General features: G+C 47.8%; 21 protein-coding genes and 1 pseudogene. 12 read left to right on the top strand and 10 right to left on the bottom strand.

Going from position 1 to position 23,793, the window contains the following annotated elements:
- Positions 1 to 166: 166 nt before the first annotated feature.
- Positions 167 to 1,306, top strand: a complete 1,140-nt coding sequence (locus J07HQW2_RS14665) for an aminotransferase class V-fold PLP-dependent enzyme (RefSeq protein ID WP_021056390.1) — start codon at positions 167 to 169, stop codon at positions 1,304 to 1,306.
- A gap of 278 nt (positions 1,307 to 1,584) precedes the next feature.
- The gene (locus J07HQW2_RS14670) at positions 1,585 to 2,523 is read left to right on the top strand and encodes a carbohydrate kinase family protein (protein WP_021056392.1); all 939 of its coding nucleotides are present in this window, start codon (positions 1,585 to 1,587) and stop codon (positions 2,521 to 2,523) included.
- 295 nt (positions 2,524 to 2,818) lie between these two features.
- Here the strand turns inward: J07HQW2_RS14670 and J07HQW2_RS14675 are convergent, their stop codons facing one another.
- Positions 2,819 to 3,484, bottom strand: coding sequence for a helix-turn-helix domain-containing protein (locus J07HQW2_RS14675; RefSeq protein ID WP_021056393.1), 666 nt, complete (start codon positions 3,482 to 3,484; stop codon positions 2,819 to 2,821).
- Between the two features lie 410 nt (positions 3,485 to 3,894).
- Between J07HQW2_RS14675 and J07HQW2_RS14680 the strand changes: the two genes are divergently transcribed.
- Positions 3,895 to 4,902 (top strand): Brp/Blh family beta-carotene 15,15'-dioxygenase, encoded by a 1,008-nt coding sequence (locus tag J07HQW2_RS14680; protein WP_303704216.1) that lies wholly within the window; start codon positions 3,895 to 3,897, stop codon positions 4,900 to 4,902.
- Between the two features lie 185 nt (positions 4,903 to 5,087).
- Here the strand turns inward: J07HQW2_RS14680 and J07HQW2_RS14685 are convergent, their stop codons facing one another.
- Entirely contained in the window at positions 5,088 to 5,378 is a 291-nt protein-coding gene (locus tag J07HQW2_RS14685) for a hypothetical protein (protein ID WP_021056395.1), read from the bottom strand.
- A gap of 116 nt (positions 5,379 to 5,494) precedes the next feature.
- On the opposite strand from J07HQW2_RS14685, the gene J07HQW2_RS14690 reads away from it, so the two are divergent.
- Positions 5,495 to 5,689, top strand: a complete 195-nt coding sequence (locus J07HQW2_RS14690) for a cold-shock protein (protein WP_021056396.1) — start codon at positions 5,495 to 5,497, stop codon at positions 5,687 to 5,689.
- A gap of 503 nt (positions 5,690 to 6,192) precedes the next feature.
- On the opposite strand, the gene J07HQW2_RS14695 is transcribed toward J07HQW2_RS14690, so the two are convergent.
- Positions 6,193 to 7,146 carry a transcription initiation factor IIB gene (locus tag J07HQW2_RS14695; protein WP_021056397.1) on the bottom strand — a complete coding sequence of 318 codons (954 nt, stop codon included), beginning with the start codon at positions 7,144 to 7,146 and terminating at the stop codon, positions 6,193 to 6,195.
- 201 nt (positions 7,147 to 7,347) lie between these two features.
- On the opposite strand from J07HQW2_RS14695, the gene J07HQW2_RS14700 reads away from it, so the two are divergent.
- A complete protein-coding gene (locus tag J07HQW2_RS14700; protein ID WP_021056398.1) occupies positions 7,348 to 8,007 on the top strand; it encodes an METTL5 family protein in 660 nt (219 codons plus the stop codon).
- 48 nt (positions 8,008 to 8,055) lie between these two features.
- Here J07HQW2_RS14700 and J07HQW2_RS14705 read toward each other — a convergent pair whose 3' ends face one another.
- From J07HQW2_RS14705 to J07HQW2_RS14715, 3 genes are read right to left on the bottom strand one after another with little or no spacing between them, the layout of a single operon-like run.
- Positions 8,056 to 9,858, bottom strand: a complete 1,803-nt coding sequence (locus J07HQW2_RS14705; RefSeq protein ID WP_021056399.1) for a rhomboid family intramembrane serine protease — start codon at positions 9,856 to 9,858, stop codon at positions 8,056 to 8,058.
- A 33-nt stretch (positions 9,859 to 9,891) separates the two neighbouring features.
- Positions 9,892 to 10,170: a UPF0058 family protein gene (locus tag J07HQW2_RS14710; RefSeq protein WP_021056400.1), complete on the bottom strand. Its 279-nt coding sequence runs from the start codon at positions 10,168 to 10,170 to the stop codon at positions 9,892 to 9,894.
- 57 nt (positions 10,171 to 10,227) lie between these two features.
- Positions 10,228 to 10,437, bottom strand: a complete 210-nt coding sequence (locus tag J07HQW2_RS14715) for a DUF7120 family protein (protein ID WP_021056401.1) — start codon at positions 10,435 to 10,437, stop codon at positions 10,228 to 10,230.
- A 349-nt stretch (positions 10,438 to 10,786) separates the two neighbouring features.
- Here J07HQW2_RS14715 and J07HQW2_RS14720 point away from each other — a divergent pair, with 349 nt between their 5' ends.
- The 6 genes and pseudogenes from J07HQW2_RS14720 to J07HQW2_RS19085 all read left to right on the top strand — a co-directional run bounded on the left by J07HQW2_RS14720 (position 10,787) and on the right by J07HQW2_RS19085 (position 19,090).
- A complete protein-coding gene (locus tag J07HQW2_RS14720) occupies positions 10,787 to 12,460 on the top strand; it encodes an isochorismate synthase (protein WP_343122466.1) in 1,674 nt (557 codons plus the stop codon).
- A 2-nt stretch (positions 12,461 to 12,462) separates the two neighbouring features.
- Positions 12,463 to 14,357, top strand: a pseudogene (gene menD / locus J07HQW2_RS14725) (2-succinyl-5-enolpyruvyl-6-hydroxy-3-cyclohexene-1-carboxylic-acid synthase).
- Positions 14,358 to 14,515: 158 nt separating this feature from the next.
- The gene (locus J07HQW2_RS14730) at positions 14,516 to 15,439 is read left to right on the top strand and encodes a 1,4-dihydroxy-2-naphthoyl-CoA synthase (RefSeq protein WP_021056405.1); all 924 of its coding nucleotides are present in this window, start codon (positions 14,516 to 14,518) and stop codon (positions 15,437 to 15,439) included.
- Positions 15,440 to 15,579: 140 nt separating this feature from the next.
- The gene (locus tag J07HQW2_RS14735; RefSeq protein ID WP_021056406.1) at positions 15,580 to 16,539 is read left to right on the top strand and encodes a 1,4-dihydroxy-2-naphthoate polyprenyltransferase; all 960 of its coding nucleotides are present in this window, start codon (positions 15,580 to 15,582) and stop codon (positions 16,537 to 16,539) included.
- A complete protein-coding gene (locus tag J07HQW2_RS14740; protein WP_021056407.1) occupies positions 16,539 to 17,630 on the top strand; it encodes a mandelate racemase/muconate lactonizing enzyme family protein in 1,092 nt (363 codons plus the stop codon). The genes J07HQW2_RS14735 and J07HQW2_RS14740 overlap by 1 nt, the downstream gene beginning before the upstream one ends.
- 1,238 nt (positions 17,631 to 18,868) lie before the next feature.
- Positions 18,869 to 19,090, top strand: a complete 222-nt coding sequence (locus tag J07HQW2_RS19085; protein WP_303704218.1) for a zinc ribbon domain-containing protein — start codon at positions 18,869 to 18,871, stop codon at positions 19,088 to 19,090.
- Between the two features lie 805 nt (positions 19,091 to 19,895).
- On the opposite strand, the gene J07HQW2_RS19090 is transcribed toward J07HQW2_RS19085, so the two are convergent.
- The 3 genes from J07HQW2_RS19090 to pyrB all read right to left on the bottom strand — a co-directional run bounded on the left by J07HQW2_RS19090 (position 19,896) and on the right by pyrB (position 21,791).
- Positions 19,896 to 20,021 (bottom strand): hypothetical protein, encoded by a 126-nt coding sequence (locus tag J07HQW2_RS19090; RefSeq protein WP_021056412.1) that lies wholly within the window; start codon positions 20,019 to 20,021, stop codon positions 19,896 to 19,898.
- Positions 20,022 to 20,343: 322 nt separating this feature from the next.
- Entirely contained in the window at positions 20,344 to 20,808 is a 465-nt protein-coding gene (gene pyrI, locus J07HQW2_RS14755; protein WP_048075723.1) for an aspartate carbamoyltransferase regulatory subunit, read from the bottom strand.
- A 68-nt stretch (positions 20,809 to 20,876) separates the two neighbouring features.
- The gene (pyrB, locus tag J07HQW2_RS14760; RefSeq protein ID WP_021056415.1) at positions 20,877 to 21,791 is read right to left on the bottom strand and encodes an aspartate carbamoyltransferase; all 915 of its coding nucleotides are present in this window, start codon (positions 21,789 to 21,791) and stop codon (positions 20,877 to 20,879) included.
- Positions 21,792 to 22,045: 254 nt separating this feature from the next.
- Between pyrB and J07HQW2_RS19095 the strand changes: the two genes are divergently transcribed.
- Positions 22,046 to 22,216 carry a hypothetical protein gene (locus J07HQW2_RS19095; protein WP_303704219.1) on the top strand — a complete coding sequence of 57 codons (171 nt, stop codon included), beginning with the start codon at positions 22,046 to 22,048 and terminating at the stop codon, positions 22,214 to 22,216.
- Positions 22,217 to 22,533: 317 nt separating this feature from the next.
- On the opposite strand, the gene J07HQW2_RS14765 is transcribed toward J07HQW2_RS19095, so the two are convergent.
- The gene (locus tag J07HQW2_RS14765; RefSeq protein WP_021056417.1) at positions 22,534 to 23,793 is read right to left on the bottom strand and encodes a Glu/Leu/Phe/Val family dehydrogenase; all 1,260 of its coding nucleotides are present in this window, start codon (positions 23,791 to 23,793) and stop codon (positions 22,534 to 22,536) included.

Below are 23,793 nucleotides of genomic sequence, written 5' to 3' on the forward strand. Positions count from 1 at the left end.
TGTGACTACTCCGCATCTTCTGTCACAATACATACTATTACTCACGTATTCTGTATGATGATGAAATGCGAATTTCATCAAGAATCAAGGCGGATACCTCGGGGCTTGACCCCGAGGCAGTTGACAACCACGAAATATACGTGTCGGCAGCGCACAATACTGTATAATGACAGAACCTGCTGAAATCCGCACGGCTGTGCCAGCCTTTGACGACGTGCGTTATATGAATACAGGCGCAAGTGGTCCGAGTCCACAGTCAGTCGTCCAGGCAGCACAAAATGCGATTGAAATGCATGAATGGGACGCTGCCGGTGACCCAGGTCCATATCCACATGCGTTCGATCATTATGATGATGTTCGTACAACAGTTGCTGATTTTCTTAGCGCATCTCCTGAAGAAATTGCACTAACACAGAGCACAAGTGACGGCATTAATCGGGTCGCTGGAGCACTTTCATGGGAGCCTGGAGACGTGATTGTCCGAACAGATCTTGAACATCCTGCAGGTGTTCTGCCGTGGGAACGACTAGAGCGTCGTGGCTGTGAGGTTCGGGTTGTTCCAACACATGATGGTCGCATTGATCGAGAAGCATACCGAGATGCTGTTTCTGATGCCTCATTTGTCTGTCTCAGCGCATTGACATGGAACTACGGAACAATACTTCCAGTAGAGGAGCTTGTCGCAGAAGCACATGATGCTGGTGCTTTTGTTCTCGTTGACGCTGTCCAAATTCCTGGACAGCGTCCATTTGATGTGACCGAGTGGGGCGCAGACGCCGTTGCGATGGCAAGTCACAAATGGATGCTCGGATTATGGGGTGCCGGATTTCTATACATCAACGATTCTGTTGTTTCCGATCTTGATCCAACGGCAATTGGGTATAGAAGTGTTGTTGCTCCTGGAGATGAAGAATCACAGTACGAATTGAAATCCGGTGCAGCACGGTTTGAAGTAGGAACGACAAATACAGCACCATACACCGCCTTGGAAAGTGCGATTGAGGTCATTGAAGATATTGGAACTGACACAATCGAATCTCATATTAATGTGCTCGCAACACAGTTGTCTGCGAATATACCATCTGATCGACTTGTGAGCCCATCAGATCCCGAATCTGGACTAGTGACACTCCGCGTTGACGATCCAGAGACAGTCGTCGAACAACTGAAGACAAAGCATGATATTGTTGTTCGAACACTCCCTGATCCTGATGATACAATTCGTGCTTCGTTGCATGTGTACAACACTCGTGAGGATGTTAATGCACTTCTTGCTGGGTTGCAATCAACAGTTGATGGGTGGTAATATCAAATGAATGAGAATTTGAGAGCTGAAGAGGCACGACACGGAATATATGTTTAAGAGTAGCATTAGGATCGAATCAATCTTAAAAATTAATTATTTGTCATTAAATAGCGACTCACTCATTGACTCATCGTGAGGTAATCAATAAGAGCGGCTTATGATGCATTTATTTCGGTCACTCTTTCGAATCTGCACGGGGCAGATTTGTCACTCAATTGACGATGAGCTATTAACACGTGTTTTATACTATTCATATATGATTCTAAATATAATTTCATATGACGCATGAAGCCCTTGTCGTCGGTGAGACCCTGATCGATTTTATTCCAGATCGCCCGGGACAGCTCGCAGACGTGGAGTCGTTTTCCCGACGGGCAGGTGGGGCGCCAGCCAATGTGGCAGTCGGTCTAACGCGGCTTAATCGAACACCATGGTTTTGTACCACGCTTTCCGACGACCCGTTTGGCTCATATCTTGCGGAGGTGCTTACGCGTGAAGGCATTCCAGACAAGCTTATTACAAAGACCCCTCACAGCCAGACGGCACTAGCATTTGTCTCACACAGCAGTGATGATGATCGTGAGTTCACATTTTATCGCTCAAATACAGCAGATAGACAGCTTGATACAAGCGTTATCGACGGTGATATTCTTGAGTCAATCGAGATTGTCGTTGTGGGGGGCGTCACCCTAACCGTTGAACCAGCTCGATCTGCGACGTTCGACCTCGTTGAGCGAGCCAATGATCAGAATTGCTCTGTCTTTTTCGACCCGAACGTCCGCGCTGAGTTGTGGGAGACCTCACCGGCACCCAAGATTGAACGGATGCTCTCTAAGACGGACGTTCTCAAAGCCACTCACGAAGATCTCGAAGCTGCTGCTCTCTCAACTGCGCCCTCAGATATCCTCGCGACCGGACCGAACACGGTTTTTTTGACTGAGGGTAGCTCTGGCGCTCATCTGTTCACAGATAACAACTCCCGGTGGACTGCTGGTGAGTGGTTCCATCCCGGGTACGAAATCGAGGATGCCGTTGATGTGACCGGTGCTGGTGATGCCTTTTCAGCTGGGGCGATTGCAGGGCTTATCGATGACGATGATCCAAATACTGTCCTTGCGTTCGCCAATGCGGTTGCCGCTGCATCGATAAAGCGTCGTGGGGCAATGACTGCACTTCCCGACCGACAGCTCGTCGAAACGATACGTGATCAAAAATGATCCAATCTGAGAGGGGACTCCGAACAGGTTAATATCCGCAATCGCTCAACGAGTTCCGCCCTAACTATACTGCTGGATAGCGAGTAATTATTGATACGTATATCGATGATTGATGATGACTGAGTCGCTTCGACATCTTCCAGATCGGTGAAACACCGCTTTCTGATCTATATTGGGAGCAGGAGATATCACTGACTTCGCAATCAAGCGACTGCTGCCGCTGATGAATCATAGATTGCGCCTGCGCACTATTCGCCGGTCGAAAACTGGATTGAGGACTGAGCCTGTAATAAAATTAAACGCGCTGTGAAAGCAGCTCTGATAGCAGTTTCCGCTGTGCAACAGCAAGATGTTCTGTGAATGTTGAGAGACCAATGTTGAGTTCATCAGCAACAGTTGTTGCATTGGAGTCGCGGGGATATTGAAAATATCCCATACTGTAGGCAGTCTGTAGGACTTCTTGTTGTCTGTCGGTCAACGCACCGCGGTCAACAAGTGCTCGATCAGGTTCATCTGAGCCACCGCTCGCGTCCGCATGAACAAGATATCGAAGCTCGACTCGCTCTGCTGCATCATCAAGCCTATCGACAATTGTTCGAAGTTTATCTACGCTTTCAAGATGAAGTGTAAAATGAAGGGTGCCAGAGCGAGCGCGAACATCAGCAACAGGAGCGCCTACTGATTCGACAACTTCGCAGGCACATGCTTCCTCATGATTGCGTTTGAATCGGTATACACGTTCATCGCCGACATCAACTACCGGTTCAGCACACTCAAAGTCTGATTCGACGGCAGAACTGACATCCTGGGAGACACGAAACTCCTCGGTAACACCCTCATCTGTGCCCTGTCCTGCCCAGTTTATATCTGTCACAGACTCTCCCTCCGCTTCTGAAATCGTTGACACCGGACAGCTCGTGGGCTCATGAACGGCTAATTCAGTTCGGATACCGTCTGGCATAATTTAATCATACAAATCAAAAAAGAAAAATGTATCTTATATACTGACGCACGACGTTGCTGGTATCGCACGCTGGTCATTCGGGGTGTATAGTGTATATAACTCAGTGAATGATGAGACTGGATGCATAAACACTATTGTATATCTGCCTTTAGAAGCTGTCACGGCGGATGCCACGGGGCTTGACCCCGAGGCGGTTCACCCCAGATTGCTTTGGTTCGAATGAGGCTAATATGATTTTACTGTATATCTACATCTGAAATAAAAACCCGGCAAATATGTTTTTTTGAGTCTGTGATAATTAAAACACCCTCAAAATTCGGGCTGACGCATCAATCGATCCAGTAATATAATACTACATGATGAGTTCCATCCGGAGCCAGTTGGCGGTGAGTGCTGAGCCGACAATAATGATGATTTCGCGAGCCGCACTGATTGGGCTAATCATACTCTTCACTGGTGTCCGCCTTGCTGGTATCACAGTCACGCTCCAAACACAAGCAGCAATTTATTTGCTTGGAATGGTTGCATTGAATCTTCCACACGGTGGTTATGAACATTTTGCAAATCTCCGACGTCGAGCCATGCGATTTCGAGGAAAGTATATCGCCGGCTATATTCTCATGGCAGTGATGTATATCGGTGCTTTCATTCTTGCGCCTATTGTTGGACTTGCGATTGCAATCGCGATTGCTGTTGCGAAGGGTGGCGGTGGTGATCTATATGCCTTACAGATAACATCAGGGACAGACCATATCCAATCACGAGCACATCAATTACTTGCGGTTGCTGCTCGTGGTGGTGCGGTGATGGCTGTTCCAATTGTCGCTTTCCCTGAAACATTCCATACATTCAGTTCACTAATGATTGGAATGGTTGATCCTGGTGGACTCACCGGTATTGCCCGTTATTTTGACGTTACTCGTATACTCATCGGAGTTGGCTATGCTATGGTGGTCATTGGGCATCTTGGAGTTGGGTATATGCATCGCCCAGCCGATGGAATTGGGTGGATAGTTGATGCTGCTGAGACGATATTACTTATCGGGTATTTCGTGGCTGTCCCCGTTGTTGTTGCTGTTGGGCTGTACTTTCCACTATGGTACTCAATACGACAGGTTGCACGTGAAATCAATGTTGAAACCGCTACATCACGGGGCTCAGACCTTCTTGGTGGAACTGATGCATCGACAGGGACAGTTGCACTCCGTGCATGGGGTATTTTGATCGCTGGTGCACTAGCAACCGCGATTGTTGCTGTCGGATTCTGGCTGGCTGTCCCAAACCCAGTCCCGAGTGAATCAACCTACTTTGGATTGGTTGCCTTTTGGAGTGTGTTCATTAGCGTCATTGCACTACCACACGTGCTTATCGGCAATGTGTTAGATCGTCAACGCGGTATCTGGCACGTGCCATAGGTACTCTCTCAGTGGTAACAATGTTGACCGGCGATTACAAAATTAGCATTATCTGAAAGTAATATGGCAATCCATAGTGAGCGATGTGGTCATGAGGCGGTTCACTCGGGGTATCATTCTGGTCAACAATACGCGGTTCTCCAATATATCATTCCCAACCCCATGGTGCTTAGAAAACTCAGCGGTTAATCATCTTTAGTTGTTGACTCATCAACCCGGCCATCAGCATGTACTGACTCTGTCGTGTCTATATTATCACCGTTATTATTCATTTCCGTAATTGGCTCTTGCTGACGCTGTCGAGCAGTTATATCACCGTTTGCATTATTTTCTGTGTTAGCTATTCCGGCTCGTCCAAGATAAAGCAACACTAAATAGCCGATAACACCCGCAAAAAAGAAACCAACTGGGATAATAAATGGACCTCCGATCTCAAGTATCATCTGCCAGATATCAATAAGCGATTGTACAACCATACAGACTTCTCACACTCGATGGTGTTAATTATCAGCCGTCAGATTACATTTATTACATATTACTCTGATGTAACGACGCAACTATTATATATTATCTTCGCATTAAATTATGTGCAATGGCGAAAGGCACGGTCGCGTTCTTTAATGACACAGGCGGATACGGTTTCATCGAAAGTGAAGACTCTGAGGAAGACGTTTTCTTCCATATGGAAGATGTCGGCGGTCCAGATCTCGAGGAGGATCAAGAAGTCGAGTTCGATATCGAACAGGCTGATAAAGGTCCCCGTGCGACGAATCTCCAGCGACTGTAAGAACGCATTTCAATAGTTACGTTAGCCGTATTGCGGTCGACATCCTGTCGATTCTCATTATGATCTCCGTATTTCTGATCAAACTGAGCATACATGCTCACAGTTAACAGTTCAATCTCAACTGATTCTGGATACGTTATCCAAATTGGAGGGTAATATCCCTTCCTCAAGGAGTGACCACAGAGAACGAGTAGGGAGCGGATACGCCCGACACCACAAACGACAAATTACAAAATAGCAGGTAACACATTGTTCAATGTAGAAATAATTCAACCCACTAAACTAGACGGCAACAACGCCCGTTCTTGTTGTTTCGTCACTGTTTAGACAGGGAAGCTCAGCCTCTCGAACAAGATGTTTGAGAAAGAGAGTCTAGAGCGGGGTCGTGGACACCCCATGGTGAATAAGTCTCTCTAAGGTATAGTCGGAATTTGAAGGAATCTTTGTTGGAAGCTCTTGTCCTCAACGAAGCCATCTCTGACGAGTGAGTAGGTCGGAGTTGTTCAGTGAAATCCCATCGCTTCAATCTGCTCTTGATATCGGTTCCGAATGGTCACCTCGGTCACCTGGGCAACATCGGCGACTTCGCGTTGTGTCTTCTTTTCATTACATAATAACGAGGCAGCATAGATAGCAGCCGCAGCAAATCCGGTCGGGGATTTTCCTGAGAGCAGCCCTTGCTCAGCAGAGACATCGATAATCTCAGTTGCTTTAGATTGCACTTCTTCAGATAGGTGAAGTGAGGAAGAGAATCGAGGGACAAATTCTTTCGGGTCAACAGGCCGTAGTTCGAGTCCAAGTTCTTGAGAAATGTATCGATATGTCCGTCCAATCTCTTTCTGTGGGACTCGAGAGACTTCCGCGACCTCATCAAGTGAACGCGGGATTCCCTCCCGTCGACATGCAGCATACAGTGCAGAGGTGGCAACACCTTCAATTGACCGTCCTCGAATTAGATCTTCACTCAATGCACGACGATATATAACGGATGCAACCTCACGGATTGATCGGGGGACACCAATCGCAGACGCCATACGATCAACCTCTGAAAGTGCAAACTGAAGATTGCGCTCACCAGCATCTTTTGTTCGAATTCGTTCCTGCCACTTACGTAATCGGTGCATCTGTGAACGCTTTTCTGAGGATAGCGATCGCCCGTATGCATCCTTATCCTTCCAGTCAATGGTCGTTGTTAATCCACGGTCGTGCATCGTCTCGGTGATTGGTGCACCAACGCGGGACTTTGACTGCCGCTCAGAATGATTGAACGCTCGCCACTCGGGACCTCTGTCGATCTGTCGTTCGTCCAAGACCAACCCACAATCATTACATACTAACTCACCTTGGTCAGCATCAGTAACGACATCTCCTGATTCACATTCAGGACATGTGAGCCGTTCATCCGACGTCTGCTCTGTTTCTTCCTCGCGCTGACGTTGGCGACTCGGACGCTCCATATAAACGTTGTGGTGAAGGGGTGATTTAAATCTTCGCGATATAGTCACAACGTGCTATATCCCGCGGCATACATGGGAACAAAATATGAATGGCACAGTCGGTATGACAGCACCTTGCTGGCAAATGGTTTTGTTGTCTGCTGTGAACTATTGTATATGCATTCACATCGACTAAATTATTATCTTAAAGAGCGGATGTAAATGTCAACAAAGGCTAGTCTCGAAACGGAGTTAGCAGTCGTTGCGGGATTTGAATCTCCACAAGTTGAGCTCGAACAGTACCCGACACCACCAGAGATTGCTGCGCATGTTATCCATATTGCTGACCTCCATGACGACATCATTGATCGGACTGTGATCGATCTCGGCACTGGAACCGGAATGTTGGCTCTCGGTGCAGCATTCCGAGGTCCTGACCAGATTATCGGCATTGACCTGGATCGATCAGCACTTCAGATAGCAAAAATGAATCAATCCCGCGTTGGCACAACAGCCACCATTGAGTGGATTTTGGCGGATGCAACACAACCACCTCTGTGTCCACATCCACAGACAACTCACGACAGTGAATCAATAACTGTTGTAATGAACCCACCATTTGGTGCTCAGCACGGACAGAAACACACTGATCGAGCGTTTCTCACAACAGCGGCACAGGTTGCAGATGTGTCATATTCAATTCACAACAGTGGGTCGCAGTCGTTTATTGAATCATTTGTCGCCGATGGTGGTGGGGATATAACACATGCATTTGAGGCATCATTTAGTCTTGATCGCCAATTTGAGTTCCATGACACTGAGTCGACTCATATTGACACGGAAGTGTATCGCATCGTCTGGAATAATAATATGCATGAGTGATCATCTACTGATCGCATTTGCAGTATATTGATCTACACTCGATCGAAATTAATTATATGTTTCTGCTTCGAACACTGCAATCCGAGTCTGATCATACGAGACATAGATTGTCTCTGATACCCGTTCGAACTGCAACCCGCTAATATTAACTGAGTTATTTGCTGTTGGGAGTGGTGCCGTCTGTGTTTGATTTGACCCATTCACTCGCAGTTCATATGTGGATTTTTGTGGCACAATCGTGACGGTTTTATTCGCAAGTCGTGGTGTTGCAGTAACTGGGTCTGAAAGGTATAGAACGGTCTGATTTTCCAGTTTATTGGTATCAGTATTACTATTACTAGTAACATCATCACTCGCGGTTGGGCTCCCGATTGATGCATTGACTCGATATGCAGTCCCATTTCCACCTGCTGTCCAGCCGTTTCGACTGATATGCACTGGTGTTCGCCAGCCTAGTCCACCAATTGAGACAGTTGACTGTCCAGTGAATGCTAATCGCCCGGCTGACACTGCTGTTGTCCAGATATCACGATCAGCACTTTGCACAATCACTCCTGAGGTGGTGACTGTCGTCGTCTCACCGAAAGCCGTCAAATCAAACGCAGAGACAAGCCCATTTTCAACTCCCTCAGCGTATGTCAATTCATAATCCTCAACGACCACTGCATCCCCCGGTAGTGACTCATTATTAGTTGTATACAGATTGTATGGAATCGCCGGTCCGGCAATCGCAGCGGTTGTAATTAAAAGAATTCCAGCAGCCACTTGCCATCTTCCGTTGCGGCTATTGTCTTTATTATCCTGAGAAAGTGAGATCCGGCTCTCTGCACCTACACCTGTGCTTCCGTCTGTATTTTTATTTGCGTCTACATCTGTGTTTGTCGTTATACTCGTAATGACAGCGACTGTGACAACAACTGCAAGTATGACCACAAGCGCCACACCAACTGCTCGATAGAGGACGTACGTATCCCCGCCTCGATACCAATATACCGCCCACAGCGACTGTTGGATCCCAACAAGCACAACACCAACCCAGAGTCGGAGTGCGCCTGGACCCGACTGTTCAACTGGTTGTCGAGAACGAACAAGTGCAAGCGCAAGCAGCACACCCATGAGTAACCCAAGTGCGTGTCCTTGAATGGCGATATCAGCCCACCACGGTGAGAGATATGCTGATCGACCACCAGCAGTAAGCGTTGGTGATTGCACGGCAGTGACGAATACTCGCAGTGCATCAGCACCTATCAATGCCAGTGCTGTCCCAAGTGGATATATAATTACTGCAAACCCGACGAACGCAAATACAACCCCTGAAAATCCAATAACCGGACCAAGTCCAAAGAATGTTCCAACGATTCCAACGATCGCAGCAGTGCCCGGCACGGCGAGCATGCGGGCGTATGGATTCGTCCTTAGCGAGGTTGATGATGACTGTGCTTCGCGCATATTTGGGAAGTGACCCCATGCGTACTCGGCAAGTGGCGCAACAGCAAGCGTCCCAAAGAGATTTCCAAGTAAATGTCCGGGTCCGTTATGTGTGAACGCTGCTGTCAGCATTCCAAGTGGATAAAAATACGACCACGCACGAAATGGAATCGTAATCGGACGACGCCAATGTGTTAATCCATCCTGAAGGAACAGATAGACAAAAATGACGAAAATAACTGTAAGGACTGTTCCCCATGGGATCCCCATCATAAATCGATCTTGGAGATCGATGCCATCATGATCGTAATCTGCCTGCGCTCGTCCCAGCCAAACAATAGTGAGTATGGCTACGGCTGCAACAGCAATAACAACGACACGTTGCAGCGTCGAGGGCGATAAGAAGGCTATTTCATACACCACGACTACATTTTTTAGCTGTCAAACGGTTGTAATTCAGAGTTTTCCTTCTGCATCCTCTGCTAACTCCTTCATCCGTTTTCCAACACGACCAGCGTTGGAGAACTCATCCTCGCTCATGACTGTTGCGAGGGCATTCCCAAGAACAAACACCGCATGTTTATGTTCGCTTTTTGACTTATGTACATGTGATGGATTGACATCGAGATTATCATATGGCTCGAAAAGATTGTCATCAACACTTTCACGCGCTGCGAAATTTTGCTTAATCGTCACCATCTGTTCATGTAACTCTAGCAGTTCATCCTTGTGCATACTTCAAGATACAACAGAGCGAAGGTTAAGCGTTGTTGGTGGTCTGTGACACACTTATCAGAAAACGTACTCGTCTTCGTGACCCATCATACCGTCATCTTCAAATCGATCCTCATCATCCATCGGTCCACTCGTTTTAAACGCTCGAATACCAGTCGAAAGGAGTTCCTCAATTGCTTCTTCGCGGTCGACAAACTCGCCTTTATCAACAAGTTGTGCGATCTGTGTTTCGAGGTGTTCGGGGACGTTAATATCTACATTTGGCATCTTAGTATCCGGGTGTTTGAATCGTTTTTATTTAAACCCTACGCCAGTGATTTCTGATTTAGAAACTTTTCGTTTGCAATAAAAAATATATAAATCTATATTCTAGTATAATAATTAGTGAAACCAATAGTGAACCGTGGAGACGTAAGAAGTTACTCAGTGAGGACTCGTCCAGTAATATGAGTTATTTTCATCCAGTGTAATAATTCCTCTGTCGATCCTATCTCATTATCTGATTAAAGAGCAGAGAATGTATTAATATTATATTTCGGACAGATAACGATAGTAGATAGTAACGTGTTGTATGGTTACGATAGTCAAATAAAAGAGGATGAAAGCCCCATTACATATGATGGAATCACTCCAGACCGGACTCGACGATGTCACTCTCGTCAGTCGGTCAGCTCGCATTCCCTCATTTACTCCCGCAGTTCGGGATGTATTTGATATTGCAACCTCACCTCGAGTCGTCTGGAGTGCGCCGGAGGAGACGACAGTAATTGGAAGTGGTGCTGCAGCAACAATTGTCGCAGCAGGTTCTGACCGATTTGAGTATGTTCGGAATGCTGCTGAATCACTATTCAGTACTTGCGATGTTCACACAGAAACCGAAGCTGCCCGTCCTCGTCTGTTTGGTGGGTTTGCTTTTCATGCTGAGAGCGCTGGTGGGGAGCCATGGGAGCAGTTCCCCAACGCACAGTTTGTTTTCCCGCGGGTACAGATAACATGGGAAGACACGGATACTGCTGCTGACAGCACTGATGCATGGATAACAGTCAATGCAGTTGACCCCGAGGCTACACCCGATATTGTTGAAGACCGACTTAACCGGGAAGTTGAACGATTGAAAACACTGGAAATCAATACCGCTTCGGAATCCCCACCAGGCGTTGTTCGTCATCAACGACACACATCTCGGGATGCATGGAATCGTGGCGTCACCGAAGCCGTTAATCGAATCTCTGCCGATAATCTTCAAAAAGTCGTTCTTGCACAAGCACTTGAGGTTGAAGTTCAAGATTCACTAACACTTGGCAATATCATTACTCAACTTGGTGACCGATATCCCTCGTGTTATCGATTCATTATCGAACCGGTAACCACCACATCAACTGGGAAAGAGATTGATGCGGATATAAATACACTGGCAGCGACACAGTCTGGGTACACCGCTAATACATCTCAGCGCCCCGCTTTCTTTGGTGCAACACCAGAACGACTCGTCTCTGTCCGTGGTCGCACCGTCAAGACCGGTGCGCTTGCCGGGACGACAGGTCGTGGAGAAACACCCGCTGAGGACGAATGGCTTGCCACAGAGCTGGCACGCGATAAAAAAAATGTTCACGAACATGAACTGGTTGCTGATACAATTCGTGATCAACTCTCTCCATATGCGACTGCTATCACGAGTGATTCTCGACGTGTACGCAAACTTGCGACCGTTCAACACCTTTGGACTCCGATCACTGCAGATCTCGAAGAGAATAAACATGCACTTTCACTTGTTGAAGCATTGCATCCAACCCCCGCAGTAGGGGGACTGCCACCGGCAACGGCTGCTGATACAATTCGTGAAACAGAGCCATTTGATCGAGGCTGGTATGCTGCTCCTGTTGGGTGGATTGACGCTGCCGGGTATGGTACGTTTGCAGTCGCACTTCGGTCAGCAGTCGCTCATGATGATGTAGCCACGCTCTTCGCTGGTGTTGGAATCGTCGCAGACTCAGATCCCGATAGTGAGTGGGATGAGGTTCAATTAAAATATCGACCCATTCTCGATGAACTTGAGGATAACACCACAGACAACACTGATACGATGAACGACCAGATGGAATCCAATATGTCCGCTGAGACACAGCGTGATGTCGATGATGCAGTGCATGGATCAATTTCAACATCAACATCAACATCCACATCCACAACAGAGACAGCAGAGACAGAAGTGGCTTCAAAATCAAACTCACAGTCAAACACAGCAATGGGACCAAGTTCAGAGACAGATGCCGAAGTGGATGAAACGTAGTGATGAGTGCGCCAAATCGTAATACATTATGGGCACGCACATTTGTGTCAGAACTCGCCGCTGGCGGTGTTGATGCTGTCTGTATCTCGCCGGGCAGCCGGTCAACACCACTTACGATTGCTTTTGACCGCCATGATGATATTGAGACCTTTTCACATCTAGACGAACGTTCTGCTGCATATTTTGCACTTGGGCGTGCACGAAGAACCGGATCGGTTACACCTGTGGTCTGTACATCAGGCACAGCAGCGGCAAATTACCATCCTGCAGTTATCGAAGCGTCACAATCACGCGTTCCACTTTTGTTATTGACTGCTGATCGCCCCCCAGAGTTACATGATTCTGGTGCGAACCAAACTGTTGATCAGACAAAACTCTATGGCGACTCTGTCCGGTGGTTTCATGAGATCGGGGAGCCAGAGCCAACGGAAAGAAAACTTCGATCACTCCGGACAACAGCAGCACGTTCGATTATTACGGCGACAGATACACCGGCTGGACCGGTTCATCTGAATTTCTCGTTTCGGAAACCACTCGAACCAACGCCAGTTCCGGGAGACATTCCTGAGGATTTTTCTGAAGAGTCGATCACAGGTCGTGAGGATGCATTCGTTGAATCGACAGTAGGTAATCGAATGCTTGATCAAAATGGTATTCAGACAGTAGCAGATTCACTTTCAGCGCCTCGGGGACTCGTCGTTATCGGTCCACTGACGACACCTGGAGTCGACCCCGAGGCGGTAGCAGCGTTTGCGCATGCAAGTGGGTTCCCCGTTCTTGCTGATCCACTTTCAGGTATTCGTTACGGTGGAGTGACTCGAACGACACCAGTTATTGGCGGATACGATAGTTTCCTCACCGATGAGCTATGGGACCAATGGCCGGATCCAGATGTTGTCCTTCGGTTTGGCGCTTCACCAACATCGAAGCCGCTTAGACAGTATCTTGAGGCTACCACGCCGACGCAATATCTTGTTGACCCCGCTGGAGAATGGCGCGAGGCGACATTCAGTGCGACAGATCTCATTATTGCTGATCCAACACAACTTCTGTGGCAATTATCAAGAGTTCTGAATAATCCCGGGTCGTCAACGTGGCGACAGCGCTGGCTTGATGCTGATGATGCGCATGCAAATGTACTTGCAGAGACTAATTCATCCACAGATCAGTCTACACAACCACTGACACTGACACTGACACAGACACAGACACAGACACAGACACAGATTCAAATGACGGCGGTATAGCCGGAGGTGATGCTGATTTAGATAACACCGGAGATGACACATGGTTTTGTGAGGGTCGGATTCTTTCCGACGTGATGACGTTAGCACCGGATCCGGCGACAATTTTTGTCTCGAATTCAATGCCAGTTCGCGATCTTGACCGCTTTGGGGGTCCCACAACGCAGAACCGAACAGTCCTCGGAAACCGTGGGGCATCAGGCATCGATGGGATTCTTTCGACAGCACTCGGTGCTGGCTCGGCTATCACCACCACTGAGCATCTTATTGCGATAACGGGTGATCTTGCGTATTATCACGACATGAATGGACTTGCAGCGCTTGAACGCTGTGATGTCACAGCAACCATTGTGTTAATTAACAACGATGGAGGTGGCATCTTTCATAAACTCCCAATCGAATCGTATGATCCACCATTCACCAGCCAATTTGTAACACCTCATGGGCTTGATTTCGAACCGACTGAGGAGATATATGATCTCTCGTTCGCACGAGTTCGTGGGACAAATCGTGATGGATTTCACACAGCATTCACAGAGGCAACGACAACCGCTGGGTCACACGTTATCGAAGTTGTGACAGATTCTGAGTCAAGTCACCGGGTTCGGGAACGATTACATGATCGTGTGGTTGATCGGATTCTTGATTCCTGATTCCTGAGCACCGACGCTGCACGGTGAGGCTCATGATTTCAAATAGTATAGTATAGTATAGTATAGTATAGTATAGTATATCATTCGACCAACCAACTGAGCGTGGAGTATGAGTGAGGAGCCGAATCCTTTTCGCGCATCCGCGCTGGCATGTTATTATGGTTTTTGTCTCAGAGCTTTTTGATGCCGAACAGTGGGATAGCATCGACGGAACCGAGACGTTTGATGACATTACATATCATCGTGGGCACAATGCTCCAGTTGTCCGAATCGCGTTTGATCGCCCAGAACAGCGAAATGCATTCCGACCAGGGACTGTCGATGAGTTGTACGCTGCTCTTGATCACGCACGCAAACAGGCAGATATCGGATGCGTTCTTCTCACCGGTAATGGACCATCAGAAGATGATGGCGGATGGGCATTCTCTGCTGGTGGTGATCAGTCTGTCCGCGGTGAGTCTGGGTATGAGTATCGTGATGATGATGAAGCATCAGATGATGAGGATACGCTGGTTCGTGAAGCAAAGGCAGGACGACTTCATATCTTAGAGGTTCAGCGATTGATCAGATTCATGCCGAAACCGGTGATTGCTGTTGTTCCAGGGTGGGCTGTTGGTGGTGGTCACTCACTACATGTTATTTGTGATCTTACTCTCGCATCAAAAGAAAACGCCAAATTCCTTCAGACAGACCCAGATGTTGCCTCATTCGATGGCGGATTTGGATCGGCATATCTCGCTAAGCAGGTTGGGCAAAAAAAGGCGCGAGAGATATTCTTCCGTGGAAAGACGTATTCCGCTGATGAGGCGGTTGATATGGGGATGGCAAATGAGGCAATTCCGCACGCAGAATTGGAGGACGTGGCGATTGAGTGGGCAGCTGAAATGTCGAATAAGTCACCCACAGCAATTCGGATGTTGAAGTACGCATTTAATCTTGCTGATGATGGGCTTGTCGGTCAGCAGGTGTTCTCGGGTGAAGCAACCCGACTTGCTTATATGACTGATGAGGCACGCGAGGGTCGTAATGCGTTCTTAGAAGGACGTGACCCCGATTTCTCCTCATATCCATGGCATTACTAACCAGGTATGCACTCACCATACCTCCATCACCAGCATGATCGGATATCATAGCAATATCTCACAAGTACATAATTCCACACGAGCAGAGATCTGAGACATGAACCGAAGTTTCAGGCACTCCCAGTGAATGAATATAGCCAATGAGCGCACAGACACAGTCCATTAGCCGTCAGGAGGCATGGGTGATGGCGGCACGCCCACAGACGCTTCCAGCCGCAGCAGCGCCTGTTTTCGTTGGCACTGGGGTTGCGATTCATGATGGCGTTTTTGCGCCACTGCCAGCGCTTGCTGCATTGATTGGTGCTGCCCTCATTCAGATTGGAACGAATTTCGCGAATGACTACTATGATGCGATTAAGGGTGCAGATACCGCTGATCGTGAAGGATTCACCCGTGTCACCGCAGATGGTCTCATTGACCCCGCTAAAGTCAAACGAGCGATGTATCTCACCTTTGCAATTGCAGTTCTTGTTGGTACAACTCTTGTGTGGATTGGTGGAATTCCAATTTTGATTGTCGGAATTCTCTCTGTTGCTTCAGGAATTGCATACACCGGTGGACCGTATCCACTTGGATATCATGGTCTCGGTGATGTGTTTGTGTTCGTCTTTTTTGGTTTAATCGCCGTAACTGGGACGTATTATGTTCAAGCAGCAACATTCACCGCTGGTGTCTTCCCGCTTGGAATCCCCGCTGGGACAGTTTCACTGACAGCCATCGTTGCATCAGTGCCAATTGCCGCACTATCGACAAATATTCTCGTTGTAAATAATGTTCGCGACCGTGATGAAGACGTAACGACCGGAAAGCAAACGCTCGCGGTTCGATACGGCTATACTTTCGCACGTGCCGAGTTTGTCACATTGTTGGTGATTGCATACGCTGTCCCAATCTGGTTTCTTTTTCAGCCAGCGTACACGCTTACTGCAGGGCTACCGCTCGTGACGTTGCCAGTCGCTCTCTCGACTGCTCGCAGTATATGCACCGAAACTGCCGGTAATGTACTCAATCCAACCCTTGAGCGAGTCGGGAAACTACTGGCTGGATATGCACTCTTATTCAGTATTGGACTTGCTATCGATACGCTTCCAGTGATATAATGGACGAATTAACATCTCTTGAGCCAGCCTATATGAAGGCTGACCCATTCACACTTGGACTATCACGCTCGCTTTCCACAGCTAACGGTGAAATTGAACAACGCCGTGGGCATGTTATCTGTATAAAGATTAATGAAGTCGTCGGCGTCGGTGAGGCAACACCGCTTCCAGACTGGACAGAGACTCACAGCAGTTGTCAGGATGCGCTTCGCTCGGTCTCAATGGAAACGGACACCAACACGGACACAGACATCGAATCAATATCGGGAATATCGCCAGAGACGACGTCAGCTGCACACCATGGAGTTGAGCTGGCGTGCGTTGATGCTATGGCTCGTGATACTAACAATTCAGTTGCAGAGTTTCTCTCGACAGATACACCAGCCACGTCAGTGCCAGTTAATGCAACGATTGGTGACTGTAATCTTGAGCAAACACGCCAGAGGGCACAATCAGCTGTTGCGGATGGATATACGACAATCAAATTAAAAGTCGGCGCTCAAGATATTGAATCCGATTGTGACCGCGTTATCGCTGCTCGGTCAGCGGTCGGAGATGACGTGACACTTCGCGTCGATGCCAACGGTGCTTGGGACAGAGCTACTGCTGAGCGGTTTCTTGAAACAGCTCGGACGGTGGATCTTGAGTACATTGAGCAGCCACTTCCGGCATCAGATCTTGATGGACATGCTCTGCTTCGTGGTCATGGTGTTGATATCGCAGTTGATGAGTCAATGAGCGTGACTACCCCAGAACAGATCTTCACCGCCGGTGCAGCTGATATTATTGTTTGCAAACCAATGGCACTCGGTGGTCCACGACAGACAGTTGCGGTCGCCCGTGAGGCAGAGGCAGTCGATATCGATACTGTCGTCACAACAACTATTGATGGTGTCATTGCGCGTACTGGGGCACTTCACGTTGCCGCCGCACTTCCCGGCTCAAATATACGCGCATGTGGACTTGCTACAGCTTCAATGCTTGAGGATGATCTTACAATGGACCCAATCTCTATTATTGATGGTGAAATGCCCGTTCCAACGGGACCCGGATTAGCCGGTGAATCTCTCGAATCGTGTTGTAATTTCTGAGATGACTTATTGTAACTGTGATCATCAGTTGACTAATATTTCAATCACAGAACAGAAGATAGAGGCGATATAGTCATCACCTGACGTTCAACATGTTCGAGGTGAAGTCCCCTTCCTCAAGAAGCAACGCAGCGGAGGAACCCGACAAGCACAACAGGACCATAGAAAACAATCCATTTGAGCATACACCAGTATTTCTACGAAAGCACGATAGCATTGAATGACGAGCACTACCGTCGAACTGCTATCACGCGGCTTGAGGGGCTTTCCACGAAAGACCACGTGCTACCCCAAGCTACCGTGGACAAGTAGCTTGATGGGTGTCATATTTCAGCCAATCATGCGTGAGAGAATGTGCATACGCAGTCTGGTGTCAGAGGCAGAACCAAGCCAAAGACGACGTAGAGGCAGACACAAAACTGGGGAGTCAACACTCGATTTTCGATTCTTGATTCTCGCCTGCCACGAAGTCGCCAGCAACATCCAATCCTGCATTGAGCAACGGACAAATGAAAAATCGACACAACCACAGTTCACGTCCAACTCCATCACGTATGATAAGCGAACACTCACCGTGTTCCCACAAACAGAGCAACTCTCACTCACAGTACTGTGAGATCACTCACGTATGAGGGCGAACCTCGCACTGCCAAACGCAAACGAGGATGATGGATACCAATACCAGTACTTGGACAGTGAGAGTGGAATGCGAATACACGGAAAGCACGCTACATCACCGAGATAGAGACGGAGAATGGTGCTTGCACATCGGGTATCGAAACGAAAAGCCTGAGCAAGATTCACCGACGCAGAACCGAACGGAATAGAACGGTTCTGGGTGTCGATCTCGATCCTTGGTGTGAATCAGATTGGATTGCCGTCACAAGCATAGCTCGCTTTGTCAGTGCAGGCAAGCTCAGCTCAACCACGCCCGCAGAGAGTTCAAAAAGACTCGTGGCGACCTCCAAGAGTGTGGCACGCAATCAGCTCATCGAACGCTTCAGAAACTGGGTGGTCGGGAAGATGAGTATCTGAAGTACGTGCCATACTGCATACTGTTGCGAACGGGATTGTCGCAGAAGCCGTGACACACGAGTGCGACGGAATAATATTCGAGGAACCTGCTGGGATTGTGATTCGAGACCGACTCCCATACTGACTGGCAGTCGAAATGGGCATTCCGCAAGCTCAAACAGTGTGTCGAATACAAAGCTGAACTACATGGACATGGGGTGTTCGTGGAGACGGTGAATTCTAAGAACACTTCGAAATGGTATACCGACTGTGGAAGTGTTCGAGATGAGAATCGTCATCATGATGAGTGTGAGTGCCAGCGACAACGATACGGGAAACAGAATCACGCCGATTATCACGCAGCGAAGAACATTGCATTGCGGAACTGTCTCTCCTTCGAGGTCATCAGCCACCTCGTGGGAGGAGCATCAGTCAATATGCTCTGAAGTCAGGGTCGAGGTCGAAGACGCCGAGTTAACTTAAAGTGTACAGCCCTAACCGACAATAGCCGTCACGGGTTAGAGGCAGGGGGAGAGACCACTGACAAGCCCCACCCCAGCCTCACCGAGCGAGGGTTCACCGAGCGAAGTAGGGTGGGGTAGTTGACTTCAGTGATATCAGTTCATGTGAGTGGTTTTTAGATATTGTTATTATATTCGCTGGTAATAGAGAGAATAATGGCTGATCCGACCCCGGCACAACGGCGTCTTCTCGTTGGATTATTTATGTTTGCGATATTCATCTTCATCGGCGGATTACTCGTGATTGCATATCTTGCTGGGAGCCTCTGAGTTAGTTTCAATATTATCGCTTAATCTTCGATTAGTCAGGTCGGTGAGTTCCTCCATCGCGGCTATCGGCACCCGTGCGTCGTAACGCTGCAGCTGCACTTGAGGCATCATATTTAAACTATACGTGTGTGCTGTATGCTTTTGCTACTTTTGGAGCGTGTATAAGATCATAAACATCGACATCAACTGCACACAATTCAATAGAAACGCCCCTATCAGATTCAATCGCATCGATCCGACTCTGGAAGCATTTTATCATTGTTTCTAGCCAATATGTCATCTCATAGTGCATATCATACAATGGAATAACATATTCAGCGATTCGCTCGCCATTGATCCCACTGCGGTCGAAGAGATGTCCTGGGTATGGGTCAGGATAGAGTGTAAAATGCGTTCGCCTTGGAATTAATTCCGTTGCTATTTCTACAAATTCCGTAATAATGTCATCACGCCACGATTGTCATATATCTGCGGTGCTCTCATTGAATAACTCTTGACATCGGTCGCGTCTGTAGCATCCCTCTCGTGGAAATCCAACATCATCAACTCGAACGGCATCATTCACTGTAGCGCTATGTTCAATCATCTCGAATAATTAATGCGCTCTCTGTACGAGCGAATTTTTGAGATACTCTGTCCGTCGACACAGTCAAGAAAAATAGTATATCCGTCAGAGATTGCTCAGAACCGCGGTGTGAAATATAATTAAGTTGAATCTTGTTCAGTGTCACCACTGTTTGAACGGCTGGCAATAAGCGTGTATGTTAATGCAACAACAGCAACAACGGCTATGATTTTTGCTCGTTTTGACATATTAATAGTATTGCTCTGATAACTCTTAATCATTTATGAATGGCGTAATCTAAATTGCATACATCAGGACAGATGGATTGTGTTAGAATTGTCGGCTATGCAACATCAAGATAAGTTGGCACTTCATCTTCGTGGACAATTGATCCACAGTAATTACACTGAAGCCCTTCATCGAGGACCATGAAACGAGTATTAACCGGCTCATTAGCGTTTGTAATGCAGTTTCGGTTGGGACATGACAGAACACCGGTGACCGCTGTCGGACGCTCAATTCGCTTTTTATCTATCACTGTGTAGTCTCGAATGATATTGATCGTTGCTTCAGGAGCAATCACCGCGAGGACATCAACTTCAGATTGACTTAGCTCACGATCCTCAACTTTGACAATATCTTTTGTTCCCAGCCGGTCAGAGACGACATTCATCCCAATGGAGACCCCCTCACCGTTTGACCCATCGATTCCAAGAATAGCAAGCACATCCAATGCTTCTCCAGCGGTGAGATGATCGATTACAGTCCCATCGCGGATTTTCGAGACACGCAATTGTTGATCATCGATCTTTCTCGCTGTCGATACAATATCTTCAGCCTCACCCTGGTTTTGATCTTCCTCGTAATCGTGATCGTTCATTTTGCTCCCTGTATCAACGCGTCAAGCAGTGCCATTCGAACAGGAACCCCATTATGTGCTTGCTCAAAATACGCCGCATGTTCGGTATCATCAACTTCTGGTGCAATTTCATCGACCCGAGGAAGCGGATGCATCACGGTCAGATTATCATCTGCATGTGATAAAACATCAGTATCGACACGATACTGCCCAGCAACTCGTTGATACTCGTTCTCATCAGGGAAACGCTCACGTTGAATCCGTGTTACATACAAAATATCGAGTTCAGGAAGTACTGGTTTGATATCTGTATGTTCGCGCACTTCTGCACCAGATTCATGCAGATCATATCGAATATTTCGAGGGAGTTGAAGACTTTCAGGGCTGATGAAGTGTTGTCGAACGTCGAAGTTAGTCAATGCTGCTGCGAGTGAATGAACTGTTCGACCATATTTTAAATCGCCAGCGATCCCGATGGTAGTCTCATCAAGTCCACCATTCTCTCGCATTGTATACAAATCCAGCAGTGTCTGTGTTGGGTGTTGTCCAGCACCGTCACCGGCGTTAATTATGGGCACGTCAACAAATTCAGCAGCTAACTTTGCTGCGCCTTCAGATGGATGTCTAAGCACGATGACGTCGGCGTATCCGGCAATAACGCGGACTGTATCAGCGAGTGTTTCGCCTTTTGATATTGATGAGTTGTCGACACTGCCCATATCAATTGTGCGTCCACCAAGTCGCTTCATCGCAGCATCGAAACTCATCCGAGTTCGAGTGCTTGGTTCAAAAAAGCATAATCCAAGCACCATTCCACTGTATTGGGCCTCCCACCCATCCAGGTTTGTCTCAATCGCTGCTGCTCGGTCGAGAATTGTTTCAATATCCTCTCGCGATAGCTGTGTTGCGGAGAGTAAGTGGTCCTGATGCATCATCTATGCCAGCGTGTGGAACTAACTTCAATGACTCGGGATGGATTATCTTCTTCATCTTACCCTGCCAGATACTGTCGTGATTACTGAAATCAAGGAGAAAGCTCAACCCCCAGCGCCCGTCCTTGAGGGCGGGAATGAATCCGACGGAAATTTTTTGATTTCTCTGAGAGCATAATCTATTGGAGTTCCCTCGATAGCGACTGTCGTCTGCGACTGCGACTGACGGTTCTCAGGAGGATGAATACCATATCGTGGAGGGACGAATTGTATTCGTCTTCGTATTCGTCTCAGTGACCCGCTCGGCATGTCTGAGTGAGAAGGCTCCGATGACAGAGCTCCATGCGCTGGACGGCACACTCGGTCATAAGTGGGTGGCTTCCTTCGACGGTCCACGCGACAGCGTCAGCGTCTGTGAGAACTGAGGACCCGTGCAAGCTTGAATTCCTCTGCGAGGAATCTTCGCCGACGGGCGGAAAGGATATCAATTCTGAAATTTCTGGACGAGTGATTGTCTGAATTGAACCTAACTCTGTATGATGCATTTTGAATTAATAAGCTGAGATTTCCCACTCTACAATATTCCATTCTGGATCATCAAAGCCATTCCATTGGACACATAAAAAACAGAAATACTGTATCTAAGTCCGAATTAACGTATTTCAGATAGTTTATAAATAATTCACTGCACGAATATAGAACATCTGATGATTAAGAGTAACCACAGTGCGTTTCAGATCGATTAAGGCCACGTGCCCTGTCGATCATACGCTTTGATAACCCGCTCAATTGCAACAGCGTATGCAGCCGTTCGGAAGTTTGGAAGATCACGTGACTCATAGGTTTCGACAAGGTCATCGAATGCATTCGTGATAATCGTTTCTAGTTCCTCTTTGACTCGTGATTCTGCCCAGTAGAACTGCTGTCGATTCTGTACCCACTCAAAGTATGATACAGTCACTCCTCCAGCATTTGCGAGCACATCTGGAAATACAGCAACATCGCGATTAGTCAAGACGGCATCTGCCTCCGGTGTCAGGGGTCCATTTGCCGCCTCAACAATCACATTAGCACGCACATCGGATGCAATCGATCCATCAATAGCATTCTCCAATGCTGCTGGGATCAACACATCAACATCAAGCGTCAATAGTTCGCGATTCGACCGCACTTCGGTTTCTGCTCCCTCGTACTCGATTACTGAGCCGGTTTTACGCTTATCTGACTTCACCGCACGTGTATCTAATCCCGTTGGGTCATAGATTGCACCCGATGAGTCCGACACAGCAACAATACTTGCTCCTTGGTCTTCAAGCAACTCAGCAGCGACAGACCCAGCGTTACCATATCCCTGTATTGCGACGGTTGCATCTGCAATATCTTGTCCACGATATTCAAACGCCTCTCGGGCGGTCAGCATCGTAGACCGACCTGTTGCCCGAACACGACCCGCACTTCCGCCTGCTGAGAGTGACTTTCCTGTGACCGTTCCTGGGGCATTCGTATTCTCGAGGGTTTCGTATGTGTCTTTAATCCAGTCCATTTCTCGTTGTCCGGTGTTCACGTCTGGGGCTGGAATATCAACATTCGGACCAATAAGTGGACGAAGTTCAGTCGCAAATGAGCGTGTCAATCGTTCTAATTCTCCGGCTGAGTATTTACTCGGGTCAACAGCAATACCTCCCTTGCCACCACCGTATGGGATATCAACAAGTGCGCATTTATATACCATCCACCCCGAGAGCGCTTTTACTTCATCACGTGTGACACCTGGATGATAGCGAATCCCCCCCTTGTACGGTCCGCGATCACCATTAAACTGTGAGCGGAATGATTTGAAATGCTCGATTGTCCCATCGTCCATTTCAACGGACAAATTTGCTTCAAGAACGCGTTCAGGTCGTTTTAGTCGCTCAACGAGGTCGCTACGAACATCGAGATATGTTGCTGCATCATCGATTTGTTCTTGTAAGCTCTCGAAGGGATTCGCCTCAGATGCCAT

The organism is Haloquadratum walsbyi J07HQW2 (genome assembly GCF_000415985.1).
Classification (GTDB): domain Archaea; phylum Halobacteriota; class Halobacteria; order Halobacteriales; family Haloferacaceae; genus Haloquadratum; species Haloquadratum walsbyi_B.

Bases quoted from the DNA above. Each gene is read 5' to 3' on its own strand.
- J07HQW2_RS14665 (WP_021056390.1), top strand. From the start codon at position 167: ATGACAGAACCTGCTGAAATCCGCACGGCTGTGCCAGCCTTTGACGAC.
- J07HQW2_RS14670 (WP_021056392.1), top strand. From the start codon at position 1,585: ATGACGCATGAAGCCCTTGTCGTCGGTGAGACCCTGATCGATTTTATT.
- J07HQW2_RS14675 (WP_021056393.1), bottom strand. From the start codon at position 3,484: ATGCCAGACGGTATCCGAACTGAATTAGCCGTTCATGAGCCCACGAGC.
- J07HQW2_RS14680 (WP_303704216.1), top strand. From the start codon at position 3,895: ATGATGATTTCGCGAGCCGCACTGATTGGGCTAATCATACTCTTCACT.
- J07HQW2_RS14685 (WP_021056395.1), bottom strand. From the start codon at position 5,378: ATGGTTGTACAATCGCTTATTGATATCTGGCAGATGATACTTGAGATC.
- J07HQW2_RS14690 (WP_021056396.1), top strand. From the start codon at position 5,495: ATGGCGAAAGGCACGGTCGCGTTCTTTAATGACACAGGCGGATACGGT.
- J07HQW2_RS14695 (WP_021056397.1), bottom strand. From the start codon at position 7,146: ATGGAGCGTCCGAGTCGCCAACGTCAGCGCGAGGAAGAAACAGAGCAG.
- J07HQW2_RS14700 (WP_021056398.1), top strand. From the start codon at position 7,348: ATGTCAACAAAGGCTAGTCTCGAAACGGAGTTAGCAGTCGTTGCGGGA.
- J07HQW2_RS14710 (WP_021056400.1), bottom strand. From the start codon at position 10,170: ATGCACAAGGATGAACTGCTAGAGTTACATGAACAGATGGTGACGATT.
- J07HQW2_RS14715 (WP_021056401.1), bottom strand. From the start codon at position 10,437: ATGCCAAATGTAGATATTAACGTCCCCGAACACCTCGAAACACAGATC.
- J07HQW2_RS14720 (WP_343122466.1), top strand. From the start codon at position 10,787: ATGATGGAATCACTCCAGACCGGACTCGACGATGTCACTCTCGTCAGT.
- J07HQW2_RS14730 (WP_021056405.1), top strand. From the start codon at position 14,516: ATGGTTTTTGTCTCAGAGCTTTTTGATGCCGAACAGTGGGATAGCATC.
- J07HQW2_RS14735 (WP_021056406.1), top strand. From the start codon at position 15,580: ATGAGCGCACAGACACAGTCCATTAGCCGTCAGGAGGCATGGGTGATG.
- J07HQW2_RS14740 (WP_021056407.1), top strand. From the start codon at position 16,539: ATGGACGAATTAACATCTCTTGAGCCAGCCTATATGAAGGCTGACCCA.
- J07HQW2_RS19090 (WP_021056412.1), bottom strand. From the start codon at position 20,021: ATGATTGAACATAGCGCTACAGTGAATGATGCCGTTCGAGTTGATGAT.
- pyrB (WP_021056415.1), bottom strand. From the start codon at position 21,791: ATGCATCAGGACCACTTACTCTCCGCAACACAGCTATCGCGAGAGGAT.
- J07HQW2_RS14765 (WP_021056417.1), bottom strand. From the start codon at position 23,793: ATGGCATCTGAGGCGAATCCCTTCGAGAGCTTACAAGAACAAATCGAT.